The sequence below is a fragment of the Vibrio sp. KUL70 genome (assembly GCF_059725515.1).
In genome coordinates, this window is record NZ_AP045835.1 from 907,495 (window position 1) to 925,392 (window position 17,898).

14 protein-coding genes are annotated in these 17,898 nt (G+C 46.1%); 7 read left to right on the forward strand and 7 right to left on the reverse strand.

Translation table 11 applies throughout. The features are described from left to right. Positions 1 to 29: 29 nt before the first annotated feature. Positions 30 to 1,673 carry a methyl-accepting chemotaxis protein gene (locus tag AC6I7V_RS18065; protein ID WP_255232142.1) on the reverse strand — a complete coding sequence of 548 codons (1,644 nt, stop codon included), beginning with the start codon at positions 1,671 to 1,673 and terminating at the stop codon, positions 30 to 32. A gap of 439 nt (positions 1,674 to 2,112) precedes the next feature. On the opposite strand from AC6I7V_RS18065, the gene AC6I7V_RS18070 reads away from it, so the two are divergent. From AC6I7V_RS18070 to AC6I7V_RS18090, 5 genes are all read left to right on the forward strand, one after another. Beyond that, complete coding sequence (locus AC6I7V_RS18070; RefSeq protein ID WP_255232141.1) at positions 2,113 to 2,934, forward strand: phosphate ABC transporter substrate-binding protein; 822 nt, start codon at positions 2,113 to 2,115, stop codon at positions 2,932 to 2,934. A 98-nt stretch (positions 2,935 to 3,032) separates the two neighbouring features. Continuing rightward, on the forward strand, positions 3,033 to 3,965 hold the full coding sequence (gene pstC, locus AC6I7V_RS18075; protein WP_255232140.1) for a phosphate ABC transporter permease subunit PstC: 933 nt from the start codon (positions 3,033 to 3,035) through the stop codon (positions 3,963 to 3,965). Between the two features lie 16 nt (positions 3,966 to 3,981). Further along, positions 3,982 to 4,845 (forward strand): phosphate ABC transporter permease PstA, encoded by an 864-nt coding sequence (pstA, locus tag AC6I7V_RS18080; protein WP_032550502.1) that lies wholly within the window; start codon positions 3,982 to 3,984, stop codon positions 4,843 to 4,845. 109 nt (positions 4,846 to 4,954) lie between these two features. Then, positions 4,955 to 5,704, forward strand: a complete 750-nt coding sequence (pstB, locus tag AC6I7V_RS18085; protein ID WP_498011797.1) for a phosphate ABC transporter ATP-binding protein PstB — start codon at positions 4,955 to 4,957, stop codon at positions 5,702 to 5,704. A 285-nt stretch (positions 5,705 to 5,989) separates the two neighbouring features. Continuing rightward, positions 5,990 to 8,134: a sensor domain-containing diguanylate cyclase gene (locus AC6I7V_RS18090; RefSeq protein ID WP_498011798.1), complete on the forward strand. Its 2,145-nt coding sequence runs from the start codon at positions 5,990 to 5,992 to the stop codon at positions 8,132 to 8,134. 104 nt (positions 8,135 to 8,238) lie between these two features. Here the strand turns inward: AC6I7V_RS18090 and AC6I7V_RS18095 are convergent, their stop codons facing one another. The 6 genes from AC6I7V_RS18095 to AC6I7V_RS18120 are packed head-to-tail and all read right to left on the reverse strand — an operon-like array spanning position 8,239 to position 15,167. After that, positions 8,239 to 9,888: a BatD family protein gene (locus tag AC6I7V_RS18095; protein WP_498011799.1), complete on the reverse strand. Its 1,650-nt coding sequence runs from the start codon at positions 9,886 to 9,888 to the stop codon at positions 8,239 to 8,241. Positions 9,889 to 9,890: 2 nt separating this feature from the next. Further along, a complete protein-coding gene (locus AC6I7V_RS18100) occupies positions 9,891 to 11,840 on the reverse strand; it encodes a VWA domain-containing protein (RefSeq protein WP_498011800.1) in 1,950 nt (649 codons plus the stop codon). Further along, entirely contained in the window at positions 11,833 to 12,810 is a 978-nt protein-coding gene (locus tag AC6I7V_RS18105) for a vWA domain-containing protein (RefSeq protein ID WP_498011801.1), read from the reverse strand. Before AC6I7V_RS18105 ends, AC6I7V_RS18100 begins: the two co-directional genes overlap by 8 nt. Further along, on the reverse strand, positions 12,807 to 13,274 hold the full coding sequence (locus AC6I7V_RS18110; RefSeq protein WP_498011802.1) for a DUF4381 domain-containing protein: 468 nt from the start codon (positions 13,272 to 13,274) through the stop codon (positions 12,807 to 12,809). Before AC6I7V_RS18110 ends, AC6I7V_RS18105 begins: the two co-directional genes overlap by 4 nt. After that, positions 13,264 to 14,196, reverse strand: a complete 933-nt coding sequence (locus AC6I7V_RS18115; RefSeq protein WP_498011803.1) for a DUF58 domain-containing protein — start codon at positions 14,194 to 14,196, stop codon at positions 13,264 to 13,266. The genes AC6I7V_RS18110 and AC6I7V_RS18115 overlap by 11 nt, the downstream gene beginning before the upstream one ends. Positions 14,197 to 14,204: 8 nt before the next feature. Continuing rightward, positions 14,205 to 15,167, reverse strand: coding sequence for an AAA family ATPase (locus AC6I7V_RS18120; protein WP_498011804.1), 963 nt, complete (start codon positions 15,165 to 15,167; stop codon positions 14,205 to 14,207). Between the two features lie 379 nt (positions 15,168 to 15,546). Between AC6I7V_RS18120 and AC6I7V_RS18125 the strand changes: the two genes are divergently transcribed. Both AC6I7V_RS18125 and AC6I7V_RS18130 read left to right on the forward strand, forming a co-directional pair. Further along, positions 15,547 to 17,463 carry a methyl-accepting chemotaxis protein gene (locus AC6I7V_RS18125; RefSeq protein WP_498011805.1) on the forward strand — a complete coding sequence of 639 codons (1,917 nt, stop codon included), beginning with the start codon at positions 15,547 to 15,549 and terminating at the stop codon, positions 17,461 to 17,463. Positions 17,464 to 17,602: 139 nt separating this feature from the next. Then, positions 17,603 to 17,800, forward strand: coding sequence for a restriction endonuclease subunit S domain-containing protein (locus tag AC6I7V_RS18130; protein ID WP_032550492.1), 198 nt, complete (start codon positions 17,603 to 17,605; stop codon positions 17,798 to 17,800). The last annotated feature ends 98 nt before the right edge of the window (positions 17,801 to 17,898 follow it).

Here is a 17,898-nt window from a genome sequence, read left to right on the forward strand (position 1 = left end):
CAAAACGGATTTACCGTTATGATAAGGCATTAGACCTTAAAGTAATTCAGTGCCTGCTTCTGTCTTTCTGATAGCCCAGACAGTTCATGAGCCGCGGCTGCAGATTGAGTAATACCAGTGACGTTTTGGCTTACCAGCTCATAAATCGTGCTCAAGTTATTGTTGATGTCTGAAGTTACCTGTTTTTGCTCTTCGGATGCTGTTGCAACTTGAGTATTAATACTGTTTAGGTCGGCTATCGCGTTGTTGATGTCACTCAGAGAGCTGCTCACCTTAGTCGCAAGTGCTTGGCTATCTTCAAGCATAGCTAGGCTTGAGTGCATACTTTCATTTGCTTGGCCAGATTGAGTCTGTAGCTCTTCAATAATCGCCTGGATCTCTTTGGTCGACTCTTGAGTACGTGCCGCAAGCATACGAACTTCATCTGCTACCACGGCAAAACCACGGCCACTTTCACCTGCACGAGCCGCTTCAATCGCTGCGTTCAGTGCGAGTAGGTTTGTCTGCTCAGAGATACTTTCAATAACTTCGATGACTTTACCAATCTGTTCTGATTGCTCTTTCAAAGAGGTAACGACATCCGCGGCTTTGTTTAATTGAGCAGACATTTTTTCGCTTGCCCGCGCGCTCTCTTCAAACATGTTTAAGCTTTGTGTTGTCAGTTGGCTAGCTTGACTTGAAGCATTGTCGGCTTGTTGAGCGTTGGATGACACTTCAGTTGCTGTCGATTCTAACTGGTTAACTGCCGAGGCTACTTGTTCTACTTCTTGCTTCTCTTGATCAGAATTGACGCTAGATTGAGTCATGACTGCAGCAAGTTCTGTTGATGCAGACGCCACCTCAATGCTGATGCGGGATAGTGAACCGACGGTTTCACGAAGTTGATCAACGGTTTGGTTAACGTCTTGAGCCAAATGAGTGATCTCGTTGTTGCCTTCGGCTTTTGCCTTCACCAAAAGGTTGCCTTTAGCGACTTCACGCATGGTTTGTTGAAGCTCGCGGATAGGTGTCACAATCACACCCGCTAGCGTCCAACTAATAACTAGCGCAATAGATAGAATGACGACAAGACCGATTTTCGATGACGTCAATGTGGTGTCATGTTTCGCGCCGTTTGTCTCGACCTGATTTAGCGCGATAAGGTTGAGCTCTTTAGATAGGTTGTTAATCGCTTTTACCACATCATTGCCAGCTTGACGATATTGGTCACTCGCGATTTGATATTGGGTATCAAAGCCGCTTGGTGGAACGCCATTACCGTGTTTGATTTTTAGTAAAGGAAGCATGGTCGAGCGAGAGAAGTCGACATAGTGACCCATTGCCTTGCGCATTGCTGCTACTTCATCCTGCAGTCCAGGTACAGTATTAAGAGAGTTAAGCAGTTGCGTATTCTCGTTGCGCTTTTGATTCAGTGTGTCGATTAACGTCGAGACATCGTCAGGATTAAATAGGCTGTAAATAGCTTTAATACGCATACCATAGCTATTATCGACGATGTCGCTCAGTTCTTCTTTATGAATAATCAGGTTGTCTGTTGCTGTTGAAACATCTTGGAAAGCTTCTTCAAGTTTCTCACCTCCTATAATGACTCCGGTTAGCAGTAGCACGACAGAGAAAAGCACGGGGAGTAAAATTTGTATTTTAATGGATAAGCCGCTGAGTGACTGGCGCATGAATAGGTCCTCTTGGTAATGCGTAATTGAGAATTATTATTATTTAATTGTGTTGAAACTGAATTCTAACTAATGAGACTGACACTTCAATCAATAAAAGATTACATTTTGTTATGTGCGATCCATGTTGAATTACATTTAGTAATCAATATGCTGATTAATCACTCACTTATATTGATGATTATTGTGAGTTATGCGACATATTACAGAAGAGTGAAAAAGATATGTAGGTTTAATTGGCTTACTTATTCTAGGAAAGAGTACTTTCGGAACAAAGGCTTAGTAATGAAGTGACAAAAGAGGGGAGTGATATAAAGACAAAAATTTCAGTTGTCACATAGGCTTCAATTTACTGAAACACAACTGTCATATTCGAAACTTAAAGTGAGCACCGTTCAAGTAAAACACAACGGCAATAACGCCACTTAAGGAAATTGTGATGAAAAAGACAGTTATCGGTGCAATAGCACTACTAGGCGCACTAACAGTTAATACAGCTTCAGCTAAAGAAACTATCTCTGCAGTGGGTTCTAGCAGCGTAACTCCACTGATGGAAGTTTTCTCTGAAACATACATGAAGACAAACCCGAACGTATTTATCGAAGTTCAAGGTCCTGGTTCATCTGCAGGTGTTAAAGCTGCGAAGAACGGTTCGGCTGACCTAGGCATGTCTTCTCGCAACCTAAAAGAGTCTGAAAAGGAGCCTGCGTTAAAAGAACAAGCAGTTGCTCTAGACGGTATCGCGGTTGTTGTAAACCCACAAAACAAGCTATCAGGCTTAACAGCAGAGCAAGTTACTGCAATCTACAAAGGTGAAGTAACAAACTGGAAAGACGTCGGTGGTGCAGACAAGCCAATCGTTGCTATCACTCGTGACACGGCTTCTGGTACTCGTGGTGCATTCGAAGACATTATGTCTCTAAAAATGAAGATTTCTGGTAAAAAAGTTTCTGCAATTTCTCAACGCGCTCAAGTTGCTAACGGTAACGGCGCACTGAAGACAATGGTTGCTTCTAACCCATACGCAATCGGCTACATCTCTCTAGGTACGGTTGATTCATCTGTAAACGCACTTCCAATTGATGGCATCCAAGCTTCTGTAGACAACGTGAAGAACGGTTCTTACAAAGTTGCTCGTCCATTCCTTGTTCTTTACAAAGAAGGCAAGCCATCAGCTGAAACTCAAAAATTCCTAGACTGGATGCTAACTGACGACGCGCAAGCGCTAGTTGACCAAAAAGGTTACATCTCAGTTAACTAATCCTATCGGGACTCTAAAGTTTGCTCAGCCTAACGTTTCGGGCTGAGCCTTTTCTATCCATTGTGTTCGACGCCATTGCCAAGAACCGTGAGATTTTTATGACCATCGCAACAAATAGTGAAAAGCTTATGACTACTGACGCAAAAGCGATCAGCAAGCCAGGCCTACGCGAAAAACGCCGCGTTGACTGGAAAGAGCGCATCTTCCACGGCTTGTTCCTAACGAGTGCTGTAATCGGCATCGTATCATTAGCAGTTATCGCATACTTCATCGTTCGAGAGAGTATCCCAGCATTCCAAGAAGCGGGCGTCTCGGGCATCGTTTTAGGCCAAAACTGGCTGCCACCAGCACTTTATGGTGTTGCAACCATGATTGTTGCTTCTATCGTTTCAACGTTAGGCGCGGTTGTCGTGGGTGTACCGGTTGGTGTTTTGACCGCTATCTTTATCGCTGAAATCGCACCAAAGCGTTTAGCTGACATCATCCGCCCAGCGGTTGAGCTTCTAGCTGGTATCCCTTCGGTGGTTTACGGCTTCTTCGGCCTTGTCATTATTGTTCCAATGATTCAGAACATTTTCTCAGTACCAGCGGGTAACACTATCCTGGCGGGTATTATTGTTCTGGGTATCATGATTCTACCGACTGTTATCACAGTATCTGAGACGTCGATTCGCGCGGTACCTCGCGCATACAAAGAAGGCTCTCTAGCGCTTGGTGCTTCTAAGATCTTTACCATCTTTAAACTTCTCGTTCCTGCTGCTCGTTCGGGCATCATGACAGGTGTGATTCTAGGTATCGGTCGTGCATTGGGTGAAACCATGGCAATCATCATGGTTATGGGTAACGCCCCAGCGATGCCTGAAGGCATTTTGGACTCTGCTCGTACACTAACAGCAAACATCGCGATTGAAATGTCGTACGCAAGTGGTGTTCATGCTAACGCTCTGTACGCAACGGGTGTGGTACTTCTAGTGTTCATCATGATGCTAAATGGTGCTCTACTTTATCTAAACCGCGAAAAAGCAAAGTAAGCGGAAGGTGGAAAAAATGGATCGTGTAAAATTAAAACAGTCTCGCCAGAATAAAGACAACATTTTAAATGCCTTTATCTGGGCAGCAGCGGCTGTCACAGTCGGTTTCCTATTTTGGATCATCTGGTACATCCTTTCTAATGGCTTACAGCACGTAGATTGGAACTTCATTACGGACAACTACACACGTACAGGTACTGAACACGGTATCTTCCCAATGATCGTTGCTACCATCTACATGGTTATCGCTTCGATTGCGGTGGCAGCACCACTCGGTATCATGACGGCAATCTACCTAACGGAATACGCGAAAGTAGGTAGTCGTTTGGTGAAAGTTATTCGCTTCTGTACTGAATCATTGGCGGGTATTCCATCGATCATCTTTGGTCTGTTTGGTATGACTTTCTTCGTATCGATTCTTGGTCTTGGCTTCTCGATTCTATCGGGCGCCCTAACACTAAGTATCCTGATTCTTCCTGTAATCATCCGTACTACAGAAGAAGCATTGATGGCGGTACCACAAACATACCGCGAAGGTTCTTATGGCCTTGGCGCTTCAAAAATCTACACTATCTGGCGCTTAATCTTGCCGAGCGCGATGCCAGGTATCTTAACTTCGGTCATTCTTAGTATTGGTCGTGTAATCGGTGAATCAGCACCTGTTTTCTTAACAGCAGGTATGGTGGCACGTATTCCAGAATCTCTAATGGATTCGGGTCGTACCCTAACGGTTCACTTATATAAGCTAACTACCGAGCTGTTCACCATTGATGAGTGGAACCAGGCTTACGGTACAGCGACAGTCCTGATTGTGCTTGTTCTTCTGATCAACATGGTCACAAAACTAATTGCAAGACGCTTTAACACAGCAACGTACTAACGACTTCTGGGCTTAGAACAGTGAAATGCCCTTAGTACAGGGCTCCAAGTAGAGCCCACTGACAAAGCATCAAGTTAGACACGAATTTAAGAATTTAGAGATTAAGAACATGAACAAATTTGATATTGAAAACCTAGATCTGTTTTACGGCGAAAACCAAGCACTTAAATCTATCAATCTACGAATTCCAACGCGCCAAGTAACGGCTCTGATTGGTCCATCAGGTTGTGGTAAATCAACACTACTACGTTGCCTGAACCGCATGAACGACCTAATCGAAGGCGTGACGATTAAGGGCAAGCTAGATATGGATGGTACGAACATCTATGGTGACATCGATGTTGCTGACCTACGTATCCGTGTTGGTATGGTTTTCCAAAAGCCGAACCCATTCCCAATGAGCATTTACGAGAACGTGGCATACGGTCTGCGCGCCCAAGGTATCAAAGATAAGAAGTACATTGATGAAGTCGTAGAGCGATCACTGCGTGGTGCCGCACTTTGGGATGAGGTGAAAGATCGTTTGAAATCTCACGCATTTGGTCTGTCGGGTGGTCAGCAGCAGCGTCTATGTATTGCTCGTACTATCGCAATGGAACCAGATGTGATTTTGATGGATGAACCTACATCGGCACTGGATCCAATTGCAACACACAAGATCGAAGAGCTGATGGAAGATCTGAAAAAGAACTACACCATCGTTATCGTTACTCACTCAATGCAACAAGCTCGTCGTATTTCAGACCGCACTGCATTCTTCCTAATGGGTGAACTGGTTGAGCACGATGACACACAAGTTATTTTCAGTGACCCGAAAGACGACCGTACTAAGGGTTATGTAAATGGTGACTTTGGTTAATTTTAACCTTTGCCATCACCGCGCTTAATTTACTGGCATATCACTACAATAATAAGCGATGGACTTTTGCCCCACTCATTTGTGGGGCTTTTTTGTAAGTCGAAGAATGTCATTTTGTCGACGGAAATTTGGGCAGAAAATCCCATTTTTGTCGCGCTTCTCGAGCTTGTAGTAAAGGAAAATAGGAAATTGCGAGTCGCTTAACATCTCATTTTGTCTTAGATTGATTGCATATTAATGCTTAGGTATTTTTGTTACATTCTTACAACCATTGGATGGAATGTCGTGCCAGTAAAAGCCTTTGCAAAACAAATATCTTCCACTCGCGACCACCGCCTTTTAGCTGATTCTCTGTTTGAATATTTGTCTCATCTATTAGACCCGCACGGTATTGGTATATTTGTCGAGCCGGCTTCCATCTCTAATCGCACACCCATATACCAGTGTGGTGAGCTTACTAGTCTAAATGATTACCCTGCTACTTTTTGGACGTGGGTTTCTCAGTTTGATACTGCTGATGGCGTTTTGCCAATGGCGATCAATACCTGTAATTGGGATCATTTTGATGCCCTCGGTGGTGAATCTTTTATTTTGATGCTAGACAACTGTCCGAGTTGTCGAACCTATCTCATTATTCAAAATTGCGCCGCTGACAGAGCGAATCAAACCTTTCGCGATGGAGGAGATGTGCTGCAATTGGCCGCGGCGAGGTGGCAGTGCATTCGTGCAGAAAAAAATGCGGCAAGCGAAATAAAAAATAGAGACACTCGTGAAGCACAGTACCTCGATGAAATTAAGCTCAGAGAGCAGTTTGTCGAGAACATGAAGCTCGTTCATCAAGTGGCGTTAGATCTTTCTAATCCAGATTCGTTAGATGCTCTATACAGAGCTTCGGTTGAAGCCGTCAGAGATCGTCTCGGCTTTGATCGCGCCATTTTTATGTTGCTTGACATGAAGAAACGCTGCTTTAGTGGCACTTACGGTACTGATGAAAACGGTAAAACCAACAGCGAGCATCATACTCAGTATGATCTCCACCAATTGGAGAGCGAGTACATTGAAGCGCTTTCTGACGACCACACCAATTTAGTGATCATCGAACAAGCGCCGCTTTATACTGCAGGTCAAGTGGTGGGGCAGGGTTGGAATGGGATGCTGATCTTGAGAGAAGGGGATAAGCCAGTTGGTTGGATAGCGATGGACAACTATATTAATCGCGCCCCAATAACCGGTTATCAAAGACAGATGTTGGAGTCTTTTGGCTCGCTACTTTCTCAGATCTACATTCGCAAACGTCAAGAGCAGAATATCCGCATGTTGCACTCTAGCATGGTGGAGTTATCCCGTTGTGACAACGTGAGTGCGGTGTGCAAATCGGCGGTAAGCTTTGCTATTCAACATCTTGGTATTGATCGTCTAGCCGTGTTCTTAACCGATAAAGAGTGTTCCTACATGCAGGGAACTTGGGGTACTGACATTCAAGGTAACATAGTCGATGAGTCCTACTATCACTCAGATCTGGTTGAACGTGACATTGTTGCCGCAGCAAGATCGCGTCCTAACGAAGTCGCTTTTGAAGAGTCCGTGCCTATCTACCATGACTACAAAATCGTCGGAGTCGGTTGGACGGCGATGACACTACTCACCAGTAATACTGGTGTGCCGATTGCTTTTATTGCCGCGGATAACCTGCTAACGCGCAGTTCATTAACCTCTCAGCTTCGAGAAGTGATTCGCATTTTCGCATCAAGTCTGGCGGAAGCTTTGCAAAGAACCATGGCGCAGGAAGAGCTTAAAGAACTCAACGAAAGGTTAGAGGAAGAGGTGAAAAAGCGAACCTTAGAGCTGCAACTGGCCAATGAGCAGTTGGATGTTATCTCTAAGTTGGACCCCCTGACGCGCCTAGGTAATCGTCGTATGTTGGCACAGGTATTGGAAAATCTGAATTCAACCCACTTTGAACCAAGCAGACCCAATGAGAAGGTCGTGTTTGGCTTGATCTTGCTCGACTTAGATCATTTCGGATTGTACAACAGTGTTTATGGTCATACGGAGGGGGACTCTGCACTGCGTTCAGTCGGAAAAATTTTAAGCGACCATATTCTGCATGAGAATGACACCTTCTGCCGTATCGGTGGCGAAGAATTTATGTTGTTGATGGTCGATACTTGTGACAGCGAAACCAGGCTGCGTGCCGACAGTATCAGACGCTGTATCGAGGAGGCGCAAATTCCGCACTGTGAGAGTTCAACCAGCGATTACTTAACTGCCTCGGTGGGTTTTGCCTCTTTGAGTGCGAGCTTGGATTGTCTTGATTTTGACTTACTCTATGACATGGCAGATAAGGCGCTGTATCAAGCCAAAGACCGAGGACGGAATCGTGTAGTATCAGCATTTGAAAATAGCCAGATTGAGGCGACATTTTATTAGCCAAGCACTAGCTTGTTAGATTATATGGCCTAATAGAAAAGCCCCTGAGTCTACCTTGAACTCAGGGGCTTAGTTTTATCTGTATTTAAGCTTCTAACGACAAGCTATAAAGCCGCAAGTTGGTCACTTGTTTTTGCTGTACGATTACGGTTGGCTGCATTAATAGCGTCAATGGCCGTGTTTGGTGACCAACCAGCCTCACCATCCGCTTGCGGACCAAATAGGTGTTGGTTGAGTTTGTCGATCTCTTTCTTCACTGTATCCAGGTGCTGTTGCGGAAGATCTGGGTTCTCTTGTTGCCACTGACTGAGTTTGGCGTTTGCCATTAGTGCATCTTTTCTCTGAACTGCGTCGATAAGCTCAGCTAGTCCATCATCTTTACCGACGACTTTCGGTGTCACTGTGCTCGTTGAACCTTTTTTACGCCATAGGCTTAAGGCAATCACAGAAGTGAATAGCCATAAAAAGGCAAAAAGCGCCGTTAGGTAAGGCCAAATACCTGCGTGGTCAGTGGTTACTACTTCAACGTTATTTGGTTTATCTTTTGATGTTGGAGCCTGCACTGGCGCATCGTTATTACCAGTGACATTTAAGGTAAGCCCTTTAATTTGGCTGGTGGCTTTCTGTTTGGTTTCAGTGTTAAACCAAGCTTGCTCCAGTCCTGGAAGCTCAATAGTACCTGCTGATTTTGGAATTAATACCTGTTTATAGACAACAAGATTGTCTCCTGAGTCGGTTTTGCCAAACTGAGGTTTCTCTTCATAAACACGTACGCTATTTGGGTACTGAACATTAACACTTGGCAACTGGTGAGCTTTAATGCCCTTAGCACTTATAGTAATGGTGCGTGTTAAGGCATCACCGGCTTCTAGATCTAATTGTTCTGGGGAGCGAGTAAGCTTAGTATCGTTAATGCTCCAAATCTGCTTGATACTCAAGTCAGCTGTTGGCAACCAATCTCCATGAGCATCGCCTGGAATGGACAATACCTCAACTGGTAGCGTTTGAACGGGCGTATCGAGCTGGAACAGACGCGTCTTGTTTGAGTTGTTAGCAGAGTAGACCACCGCACCTGTCAACTTTGGCCCGCGCAACTCAAACTTACCCGCAGTATCTGACGATATCTCAAAGCTCTGCTGAACGACCGTCACCTCTTTGCCATGGTATACATCCTGGTACTGTTTTGATTCACCAATAGGTTCAACCTTTAGGCTCGAAGAGCTCGGTGGATCAATGCGCGGCTCCTGTAAGCGTCTTGGGTCAGCCTTGATGATCAGTTTTACATCCAAAATCGCCACTTCACCAACATAAAGGGAATCTCTATTCAGGTCGAGTTTGAACTCAGCCATCTGATCTTGTGTGGGTGCGGCTCTGTTTTGAGCGACATTGATTTGAATCGGTTGAGTTTGTGCCCCTTCGATATCAAAGGCTGGAATGGTTAACTTACCCAGTCGCAGTGGCGCCAGGGTGATGGTCCATTCGCTTGAAACGGTGCGGCTGCCATTGATGATGCGAATCGAAGAACCAAAGTTTGGCCTGCCAATGTAAAAGTCACTTTCAAGCGCAGTCAGGTCCAAAGCGTCTGAGCTCACTTTTTCATCGGTTGAAACTCTTAATAGAAATACTTCGTCTTGAGTAACTTGATTCTCACTAACACTGGCAACGGCTGTCGCTGCGTAAGCTGTATGGCTACTGAAAACACTCATGAGAAGTGAGAACAGCAGTGTCAAAAATGGTGTATGAATACGTTGCATGGTTACCACTTTTTCGATTGGTTATTCGGAGCGCCTTGTTGTTGCGCTTGTAACATCATTTGAGCTCGAAGCAAGCGGCTTGGGTCGCGCGCGCTCTCGACTTGCTCAAGTTTTTTACGGTCTGGGTCTTGCGAAGCTTCTGAGGGTTGAGCATGTGCCATTTGCGGCGAACCTTCGGAATCAGACTCTTGTTGCTGGGCTGCAGTCGGCGTAGCCGAGGCGCTTGAGCCTTGTTTTTCATCCTCTTCATCAGCTTTGGTTTGATTAGCATTGCTACCGTTTTCCTGCGATAGCTCCTGTTCAGACGATGATGTTTGGTCGTCACCACTGCTGCCACTTTGTTGTTGGTTTTGGTTTTGGTTTGCTGATGGCTGAGACTGTTCTCTACTCGAATCTGAAGCCGATTGTTGTGACTGGTCTTGGGGGCTTGACGAGCTTCCCTTGTTTTGGTCATTTTCTCCTTGCTGACCTTGCTGACCTTGCTGACCTTGCTGACCTTGCTGACCTTGCTGACCTTGCTGGTCCGCTTGATCTTGAGATTGGCTCTGATCATCATCTTGCTGTTGCTGTTGCTGTTGCTGTTGCTGTTGCTGTTGCTGTTGCTGTTGCTGTTGCTGTTGCTGTTGCTGTTGCTCCAGAAGCTCTAAATTGCTTTTAGCAAAAGTGTGGTTTGGGTTGTCCTTAAGGATGCGTTTGTACTCGTCAATTGCGGATTCGAACTTACCTTGCTGTGCAAGAGCATTGGCGTGGTTGTAGCGCGCACGCTCTGTATCTAACGCAGACAGTGTGTTTTCTGCCTCTTGGTATTGTCCGGCTTGATACTGAGCGACCCCTTTCCATTCCGGATCAGTAAACAGTTTTGCTGCTTGCTCAAAGTCACCTTGTTCATAGTATTGATGGGCTATCTGATCATCGGTTTGCCAAGGGCTAGCCAATGCTGGATTGGGTTGAGTCGCCAATAGTGCAACACCTAACACACTCCAAATCACGCCCGGTCGGAACAGCCCCAACGCAGGAAATAGAATCAACGGCAGTAGCCAAAAGCCGTGATTAACGCGGCTAGTGACACCTTGTGTCGTCTTCTCAACTTCAGCGGCTAGGCTATGGGATTCAATAAACCGAGTGATTGTCTCTATGTCTGAGTTGTCAGCTTGCACCAAAGCAAACACACCTTGGTTAGACTGGCTGATTGAACGCATGTTGTCGATGTCGCTTTTGGCGATTACGGTTTGACCTGAATCTTGAGTGAGCATGGAGCCATTGCTCATCGTGATCGGTGAACCAGCTCGACTGCCAACGGCCAAAACTGACAAGCGCCAAGGTGTACCAGAAAGCAGGTCATTGATCGCTCCTTTCTCGTAGTCGTCGATGTCGTCAGCGATCAATATCAGATCGCCTTGAGAGACGTTGGCGCGTTGCAGCATCTCGATACTTCGCTCAACCGCCTTGGCTGCATCAGCACCTTGATAAGGCATAATATCTGGTGACAGGTTAGGGACGAGGTTTGCGATGGTCGCGCTGTCGGTAGTAAGAGGGCTGACAGTATAAGCGTCACCCGCGTAAGCGACCATGCCTGTTACTCCTTCACGCCATTGAGAGAGCAGATCCAACGCCTTGTAACGAGCTTGGGTTAATCGGTTAGGTTTGACGTCGGTGGCGTACATCGACATCGACATATCCATGATCAAAACTCGCGCTTGCGTCTTTTCAAAACTTGGGCGTTCGCTGGTGCTAAAGCTCGGGCCCGCCAACGCGATGATGGTGATGACCCACCAGATTGAGAAAAGTGATAGCTTGCTGCGTGAGTAGGTTGCTTTCGCTGGGTCTAGATACTGCGCGATGTGTGGCGCAAGTAAGCCTTGCTTTCGGTTACGGCGCGCGAGCATTAAAATCACAGGCAGCGCAAACAAAGCGAGCAACCAAGCTGGATAGATAAAGGTAAAGTTAGACATTGTTTCTCCTAATGACTAACAAAATCAGTGATAGAGCGACAGCAATTGTAAGCGGCCAGTGGAACCACTCTTGCTGTGGGCGCCATACCTTAGTTGCGCCTGATATTGGCTCTAAACTATTAATCGTGTCATAGATGGTCGCCAAATCTTGGCTGTCACGCGCTCGGAAGTATTGGCCTCCGGTTCGCTCTGCTATGTCCATCAGAGTTCTTTCATCTAGGTCTTCGGCAGTATTCACCTTACGTGACATAAAGAACTCTTTGACCACCATTTCGCCAGCGCCCACGCCAACGGTGTAAATGGTGGTATCGAACTTCTTAGCAATATCCGCAGCTTCAAGCGGGTCTAGAACACCAGCGGTATTACTGCCATCACTGAGCAAGATCATCACTCGTTGTGGCGCATCGCTGTCGACGAAAGTTTTGGTAGCAAGGCCGATGCCGTCACCAATCGCTGTTTGAGTGCCGATAAGTCTTAACACGGCTTGATTAAGCTGCTGGCTGAGTGTGCTTCTGTCGAGTGTCAGAGGTGTTTGGAGATAAGCATGATCGGCAAATAGAACTAATCCGACGCGATCTCCTTTGCGTTTATCAATGAAGTCACTAAGTACGCGCTTTACCGCTGACAAGCGATCGATGTACTCGCCATTAAACGCCATATCCTCTTGGCTCATTGAGTAAGAGAGATCGACCACCAACATCAAATCACGGTGCTTAGGTTGAAACTCAACCGGCTCGCCGAACCAGACGGGTCTGGCACTGGCCGTAATCAACATCAGCCATATCATCGAGGCTAGAACTTTAGGTAGGCGAGTACTAGGCGCTTTACCGTTGGTGTTGCTAGGCAAAAAGGGCAGTGTCAGCGTGTCTGTCGGCTTAGCAGCAGGTGCCAAACGAAGTACAAGCAGTGGTAACGGAAATAGCAAAAACAGCCACCACCACACAAATTCAATATTCAATAAATTACTCATAATTGAACTCTCTTCGGTGGCAGTGCATGGCGGACCCAATAGATGCAGTCATCGACTAGCATGTCGCGCGTTGAGGGATCGATTGCAACCTGCTCGCTTTGATATAGAGTTTGTTGCCACGCCTCGCTATGGTCAACAAAACGAGGTGACTTTAACTGCGCATCAAGAAACTGATACCACTGTTCTCCCTGCAAAGAGGCGATCGCTTCTCTTGGGAAGTAGCTCATTGCCGCTTGACGAACTGTTGCAAGCGCCTCTGCGGGTGAAAGGGCACTATTCTCAGTCAGCTTAGTTAGTGCGATTTTTTGAACCTTGCGAACCTGCTTATATTTTTTGTAAAGCATTCGACCAATCACAACGAGTGCGATAACGGCGATAGCAAGGAACCACCAACCCCAAGCGAGTGGCCACCAATGTGGCGCTTCGGGTGTAATAACGGGGTTGAGGTCTAATTTAGGCGTCATGCTTGCCCCCTGAAATTTGCTTCATCAAGGGCTCTGCACTGGTGATTGAGCTATGAGGAATAGCAAGACGTAAGCAGAGATCCTTGATCTGTCGTTGATGCTCTTCAAAAGCGGTCCTTAGCTTGTTCTTCTCTGCTTTTGAAGAGAAGTTAAACCATTGAGTTCGCTCACCATCGCTGACATGCTTCATGCCTTTAAAGTTGGTATTACCTTGCTCTAAAGGATCATAGAAGTGAACAAATCGCATCTTGTTGTGTTGACGCATCTGATTTAATAGTGAGTAGTCACTATCCTGATAGCGGCTGAAATCGCTTAAGAAAATTATGTCGCTGCCTTTAGGACTGAGTCGGTTCAATGACTTGAGTGCCATTGCAAAATCTGTCTGACAAGTAAGCCTAGACGATTGCACAGATTGGTTATTAATCGCAATCAACTGCTGCAAGATACGCAAAGGCGCTTGATGGCTGGCGCTCGGTTTGATCTCTGTTAGCGTCTGACCATCATCGATAACAGCACCTATTCGGTCTTTGCCAGCGATCGTCAGCCAGCAGAGTTGACTAGTGAGATGGGCAAGTTGAACCGACTTTAACATAAGAGTCGACCCAAACATCATGCTATTCGACATATCCAAATAGAGGATGACGGGTTGCTCCCGCTCTTCAGAAAATAGCTTAGTGTGCGGCTTGCCGGTGCGGGCCGTGACACGCCAATCAATACTGCGAATGTCATCGCCTGCTTGGTATTGACGAACCTCGGAAAAGTTCATACCTATGCCTTTACTGCGACTTTCATGTTGTCCGTTGAGCTGCGACCACAGGCTTTTGGCTGGTGGCAACCAACGAATCGCTTGAGCTTTATATTGCAAAAGTTCATTTAAGCTGAGTAACACACCGTTACTGTGCCGAGGGAGTTGTTGATTCATGCTAAAAACTACGCGCTGCCAACAAGAGAGATAAGTTGAGTGATCACCTGATTTGGTGTAATGCCTTCAGCTTGTGCATGGTAGCTGCGCAATAGACGGTGGCGTAGCACAGGGAAGGCCATCGTTTGTACGTCTTCAGGCGTGACATAGTCACGGCCAGATAACCAAGCGTGAGCACGCGCACAGCGATCAAGCGCAATGGTGGCACGAGGACTAACCCCCATCTCTAACCATTGAGCAAGCTGTGGGCTGTATTTCTCTGGCTGACGAGTTGCCATAACCAGTCGCACAATATACTGCTCAATGCTCTCAGCCATGTGCACATTCAGCACTTCTTGTCTCGCTTCAAATACGGCTTGTTGCGGCATGGGTTCTGGTTCTGGTTGAGTCAGTGCTTGGCCTTGCGCCTCTCCTCGATTTAAGCGAAGAATGGCTAGTTCGCTTTCCATATCTGGGTAAGCGACATCAAGGTGCAGTAAAAAGCGGTCGAGTTGTGCTTCTGGTAACGGGTAGGTACCTTCTTGCTCAATCGGGTTTTGCGTCGCCATGACTAGAAACAGCTCTGGTAGTGGGTACGTCTTGCGCCCAGCAGTCACTTGTTTTTCTGCCATTGCTTCGAGCATTGCGGCTTGTACCTTCGCTGGCGCTCGGTTGATCTCATCGGCAAGAATTAAAGAGTTAAATATTGGTCCTGCCTGAAAGGTAAAGTCACCAGTTTCAGGACGGAAGATATCTGTCCCGGTTAGATCGGCAGGTAATAAGTCTGGGGTAAATTGAATACGGTGGAAGTCTCCTTCAACGCAGTCTGCAAGTGACTTAACGGCGCGAGTCTTTGCTAGACCGGGTGGCCCCTCAACCAGAATATGACCATCAGCGAGCAGTGCAACCATTAGTTGTTTCACCAGCTCTTGTTGTCCGATGATTTGAGCCTCTAGATAAGTTTTCAGTGTGTTGAACGCGTTTGAATGCATGACGTTGTCTCGGCGTATCTTGTATCAAAATTGAAGTTTTCTGTGTAATCACAGTGTATTAGCTACTTGGTTAGAAAATCTAGCCAAAAGTTCCGCAGAATATTGAGAACTGACAGAGAACTGATTTTGATTGGTGGTTTTGTATCCAATTCAGCCATGAAAATTAAAATAATTGCTGTTTTTTCGACAGAAAGGCACCTTGTTGTTCAGCTTTTTAGTGACATTTACACGCATATTGGGCGCAATATTTGTTGCTCCAAACGTTTGCTTAAAGGTCATTGGCGTTTGTGGCTTGAGTGTCGCCATTCCCTAAAGCTTATTCATAATCAGCCGATGTAAGTGAGTTGCAAGTTTACTTGCCAAATTTAGGTGTAGAGAGATGTTCAATTTAAATTCAATGAGTATTAAGCAGAAAGTGGTTGCCGGAATTACTTTCGCGGTACTGGCGTCAACGATCATCGTTGGTGTAATGGCTCAGCGCCAAGCTAGAGATGTATTAAGTCACCGCTTGGTGGATATCGAGCTTCCTGGCTTACTCGAGCGCATCAATGGCGAAATAGATCGTGAAGTATCGCAACTTTTGCTTGCGGCTGAACAAGTTGCATCGAATGAGTTCATTGCAGATGCGATTGAGTCCACTTATCGCGATGCCGAAGTTGAAGCCAAGCTAGTGAAACAGCTTAATAACGTTCGTAACCAGTATCAGTTAAACGACGCCTCGGTAGCAAACCGCGAAACGGCTTACTATTGGAACCAAAATGGCTTTTTACGCCAACTTAACCAACAACAAGATGGCTGGTTCTTTGGCTTTACCCAATCTGGTCAGCCGACCATGGTGAGCATGTTCCAAGAAGCGAATGGCGAAGTGAAGATGTTCGCGAACTATCAGCAATCTACTGGCAAAGCGATGTCTGGATTGTCTAAGTCGATGGATGACATGGTTCACTTGTTAAACAGCTTTAAGATTGAGAATACGGGTTTTGTCTTTTTAACCGATAGTCAAGGTGATGTACAAATTCACCGTGACAGAGCGCGCAGCGATTCATCTCTACAGCAATTATACGGCGCGCAAGCAAGCCAGTTGCTGAACAAGTCGGGCTTTAACTTGATAACGACTCAGTTCCAAGGCCAAGAGCTGTTTGTTGCCAGCCTTTATGTTGCATCAATGGACTGGTTTGTTATCGGTGTGGTTCCAACGTCTGAAGTATTTGCTGAACTGGATGCAACCGCACAGAAGATGCTGATCATGACGGTGATTGTTGCTTTAGTGTTTATCCTTATGGGCTTCCTATTGGCAAACAGTATTACCAAGCCAATTAAACTGCTTTCAAAGCGCTTTACTGACCTAGGTAAAGGTGATGGTGACCTATCGCAGCGTATTGAAGTCAAAGGCAATGACGAAATTGCACAGTTATCTGCAGGCTTTAATGGCTTTATTGAAAAAATTCACTTGTCGATGAAAGAGGTGTGCGAAACCAGCCAAGCGCTTCAAGTTGCGGCGGAAAGCGTATCAAGCAAAGCGCACATTACGCATGACAACAGCCAAGAGCAGCGTGATCAAACCATTCAAGTAGTAGCAGCAATCAACCAAATGGGGATGACCATCAGCGAAATCGCGTCTAACGCGGCAACTGCAGCAGAAACAGCGACCCAAGCATCTGACAACACTGAAGTTGGTCGTGAAGTGGTGAACAAAGCGAAAGATGCAATCAGCCGACTGGCTCAAGACATTGAGAGCACAGGTCAGGTGATCGAGCAGCTAGCATCTACCACTCAAGACATTGGTTCAATTCTTGGTGTCATTCGTGACATTTCTGAACAGACTAACCTACTGGCACTCAACGCAGCGATTGAAGCGGCGCGTGCTGGTGAGCAAGGTCGTGGCTTTGCGGTCGTAGCAGATGAGGTTCGTAACCTAGCAAGTCGTACTGCAGATTCAACGGAAGAGATTCAGAAGATGATTAACCAGCTGCAGAGCGATGCGAAAGACGCAGTGACGGCAATGAGTTCCGGTAAGATCATTACGCTGGAGGGTGTAACAGCTTCCGATGAAGCGGTTGAAGTGTTAGGGGGTATCTCTGATCGCATCCTAGACATCACAGATCGCAACACTCAGGTGGCGACAGCGACTGAAGAACAATCAACAGTGGTTCACACCATCAATCAGAACATTGAAGAGATTAACGCAATCAACGAAGTCACGACGGGTACAGCTGAACAATTAGCAGATGCAAGCCAAGAGTTACGCCTGCTCTCTTCTCGTCTTGATAAGATGGTTGGCTCATTTAAGCTTTAAGCTTTAAGCTTTTAGTTTTAAAATATTGATTTGCGTATTGGCCTTGTCTCGGTTTTACAGGGTAAGGCCAAAGCACCTAGCATCATTGCTTAGAAATGAGTAAAATTGTCTTAGTATTAATGTTTAGGTAAAAAGAATCATGAGCGATTTTGAAAAAGAACTTGAGCTTATGTCTCAAGAGATGGGCGACGAGCCAGAAGTGAAACTACCGTCACTAGAAGAGCAAAAAGCCGTTGTTGCTGAGCTTAAACGTCTAGAAGCGGAAGGTAAACTCACACCAGAAGTACTGGAAGAGCACTTCGGTAAGTTCAACCAAAAGAACACACCAATCCACTAACTGGGTAGGTGTTTGGGGAACCCCTGAAGAATGACAAAGGTCTAGCGAGTGCTGGACCTTTTTTGTGGGCGCTGGTTGGACTTTCAAAGCCCGTCTTT

What these genes read in the sequence shown, in the direction of transcription:
- AC6I7V_RS18065 (WP_255232142.1), bottom strand. Translation starts at nt 1,673, where the DNA reads ATGCGCCAGTCACTCAGCGGCTTATCCATTAAAATACAAATTTTACTC.
- AC6I7V_RS18130 (WP_032550492.1), top strand. Translation starts at nt 17,603, where the DNA reads ATGAGCGATTTTGAAAAAGAACTTGAGCTTATGTCTCAAGAGATGGGC.
- pstB (WP_498011797.1), top strand. Translation starts at nt 4,955, where the DNA reads ATGAACAAATTTGATATTGAAAACCTAGATCTGTTTTACGGCGAAAAC.
- AC6I7V_RS18070 (WP_255232141.1), top strand. Translation starts at nt 2,113, where the DNA reads ATGAAAAAGACAGTTATCGGTGCAATAGCACTACTAGGCGCACTAACA.
- AC6I7V_RS18125 (WP_498011805.1), top strand. Translation starts at nt 15,547, where the DNA reads ATGTTCAATTTAAATTCAATGAGTATTAAGCAGAAAGTGGTTGCCGGA.
- AC6I7V_RS18100 (WP_498011800.1), bottom strand. Translation starts at nt 11,840, where the DNA reads ATGTCTAACTTTACCTTTATCTATCCAGCTTGGTTGCTCGCTTTGTTT.
- pstC (WP_255232140.1), top strand. Translation starts at nt 3,033, where the DNA reads ATGACCATCGCAACAAATAGTGAAAAGCTTATGACTACTGACGCAAAA.
- pstA (WP_032550502.1), top strand. Translation starts at nt 3,982, where the DNA reads ATGGATCGTGTAAAATTAAAACAGTCTCGCCAGAATAAAGACAACATT.
- AC6I7V_RS18110 (WP_498011802.1), bottom strand. Translation starts at nt 13,274, where the DNA reads ATGACGCCTAAATTAGACCTCAACCCCGTTATTACACCCGAAGCGCCA.
- AC6I7V_RS18095 (WP_498011799.1), bottom strand. Translation starts at nt 9,888, where the DNA reads ATGCAACGTATTCATACACCATTTTTGACACTGCTGTTCTCACTTCTC.
- AC6I7V_RS18115 (WP_498011803.1), bottom strand. Translation starts at nt 14,196, where the DNA reads ATGAATCAACAACTCCCTCGGCACAGTAACGGTGTGTTACTCAGCTTA.
- AC6I7V_RS18120 (WP_498011804.1), bottom strand. Translation starts at nt 15,167, where the DNA reads ATGCATTCAAACGCGTTCAACACACTGAAAACTTATCTAGAGGCTCAA.
- AC6I7V_RS18105 (WP_498011801.1), bottom strand. Translation starts at nt 12,810, where the DNA reads ATGAGTAATTTATTGAATATTGAATTTGTGTGGTGGTGGCTGTTTTTG.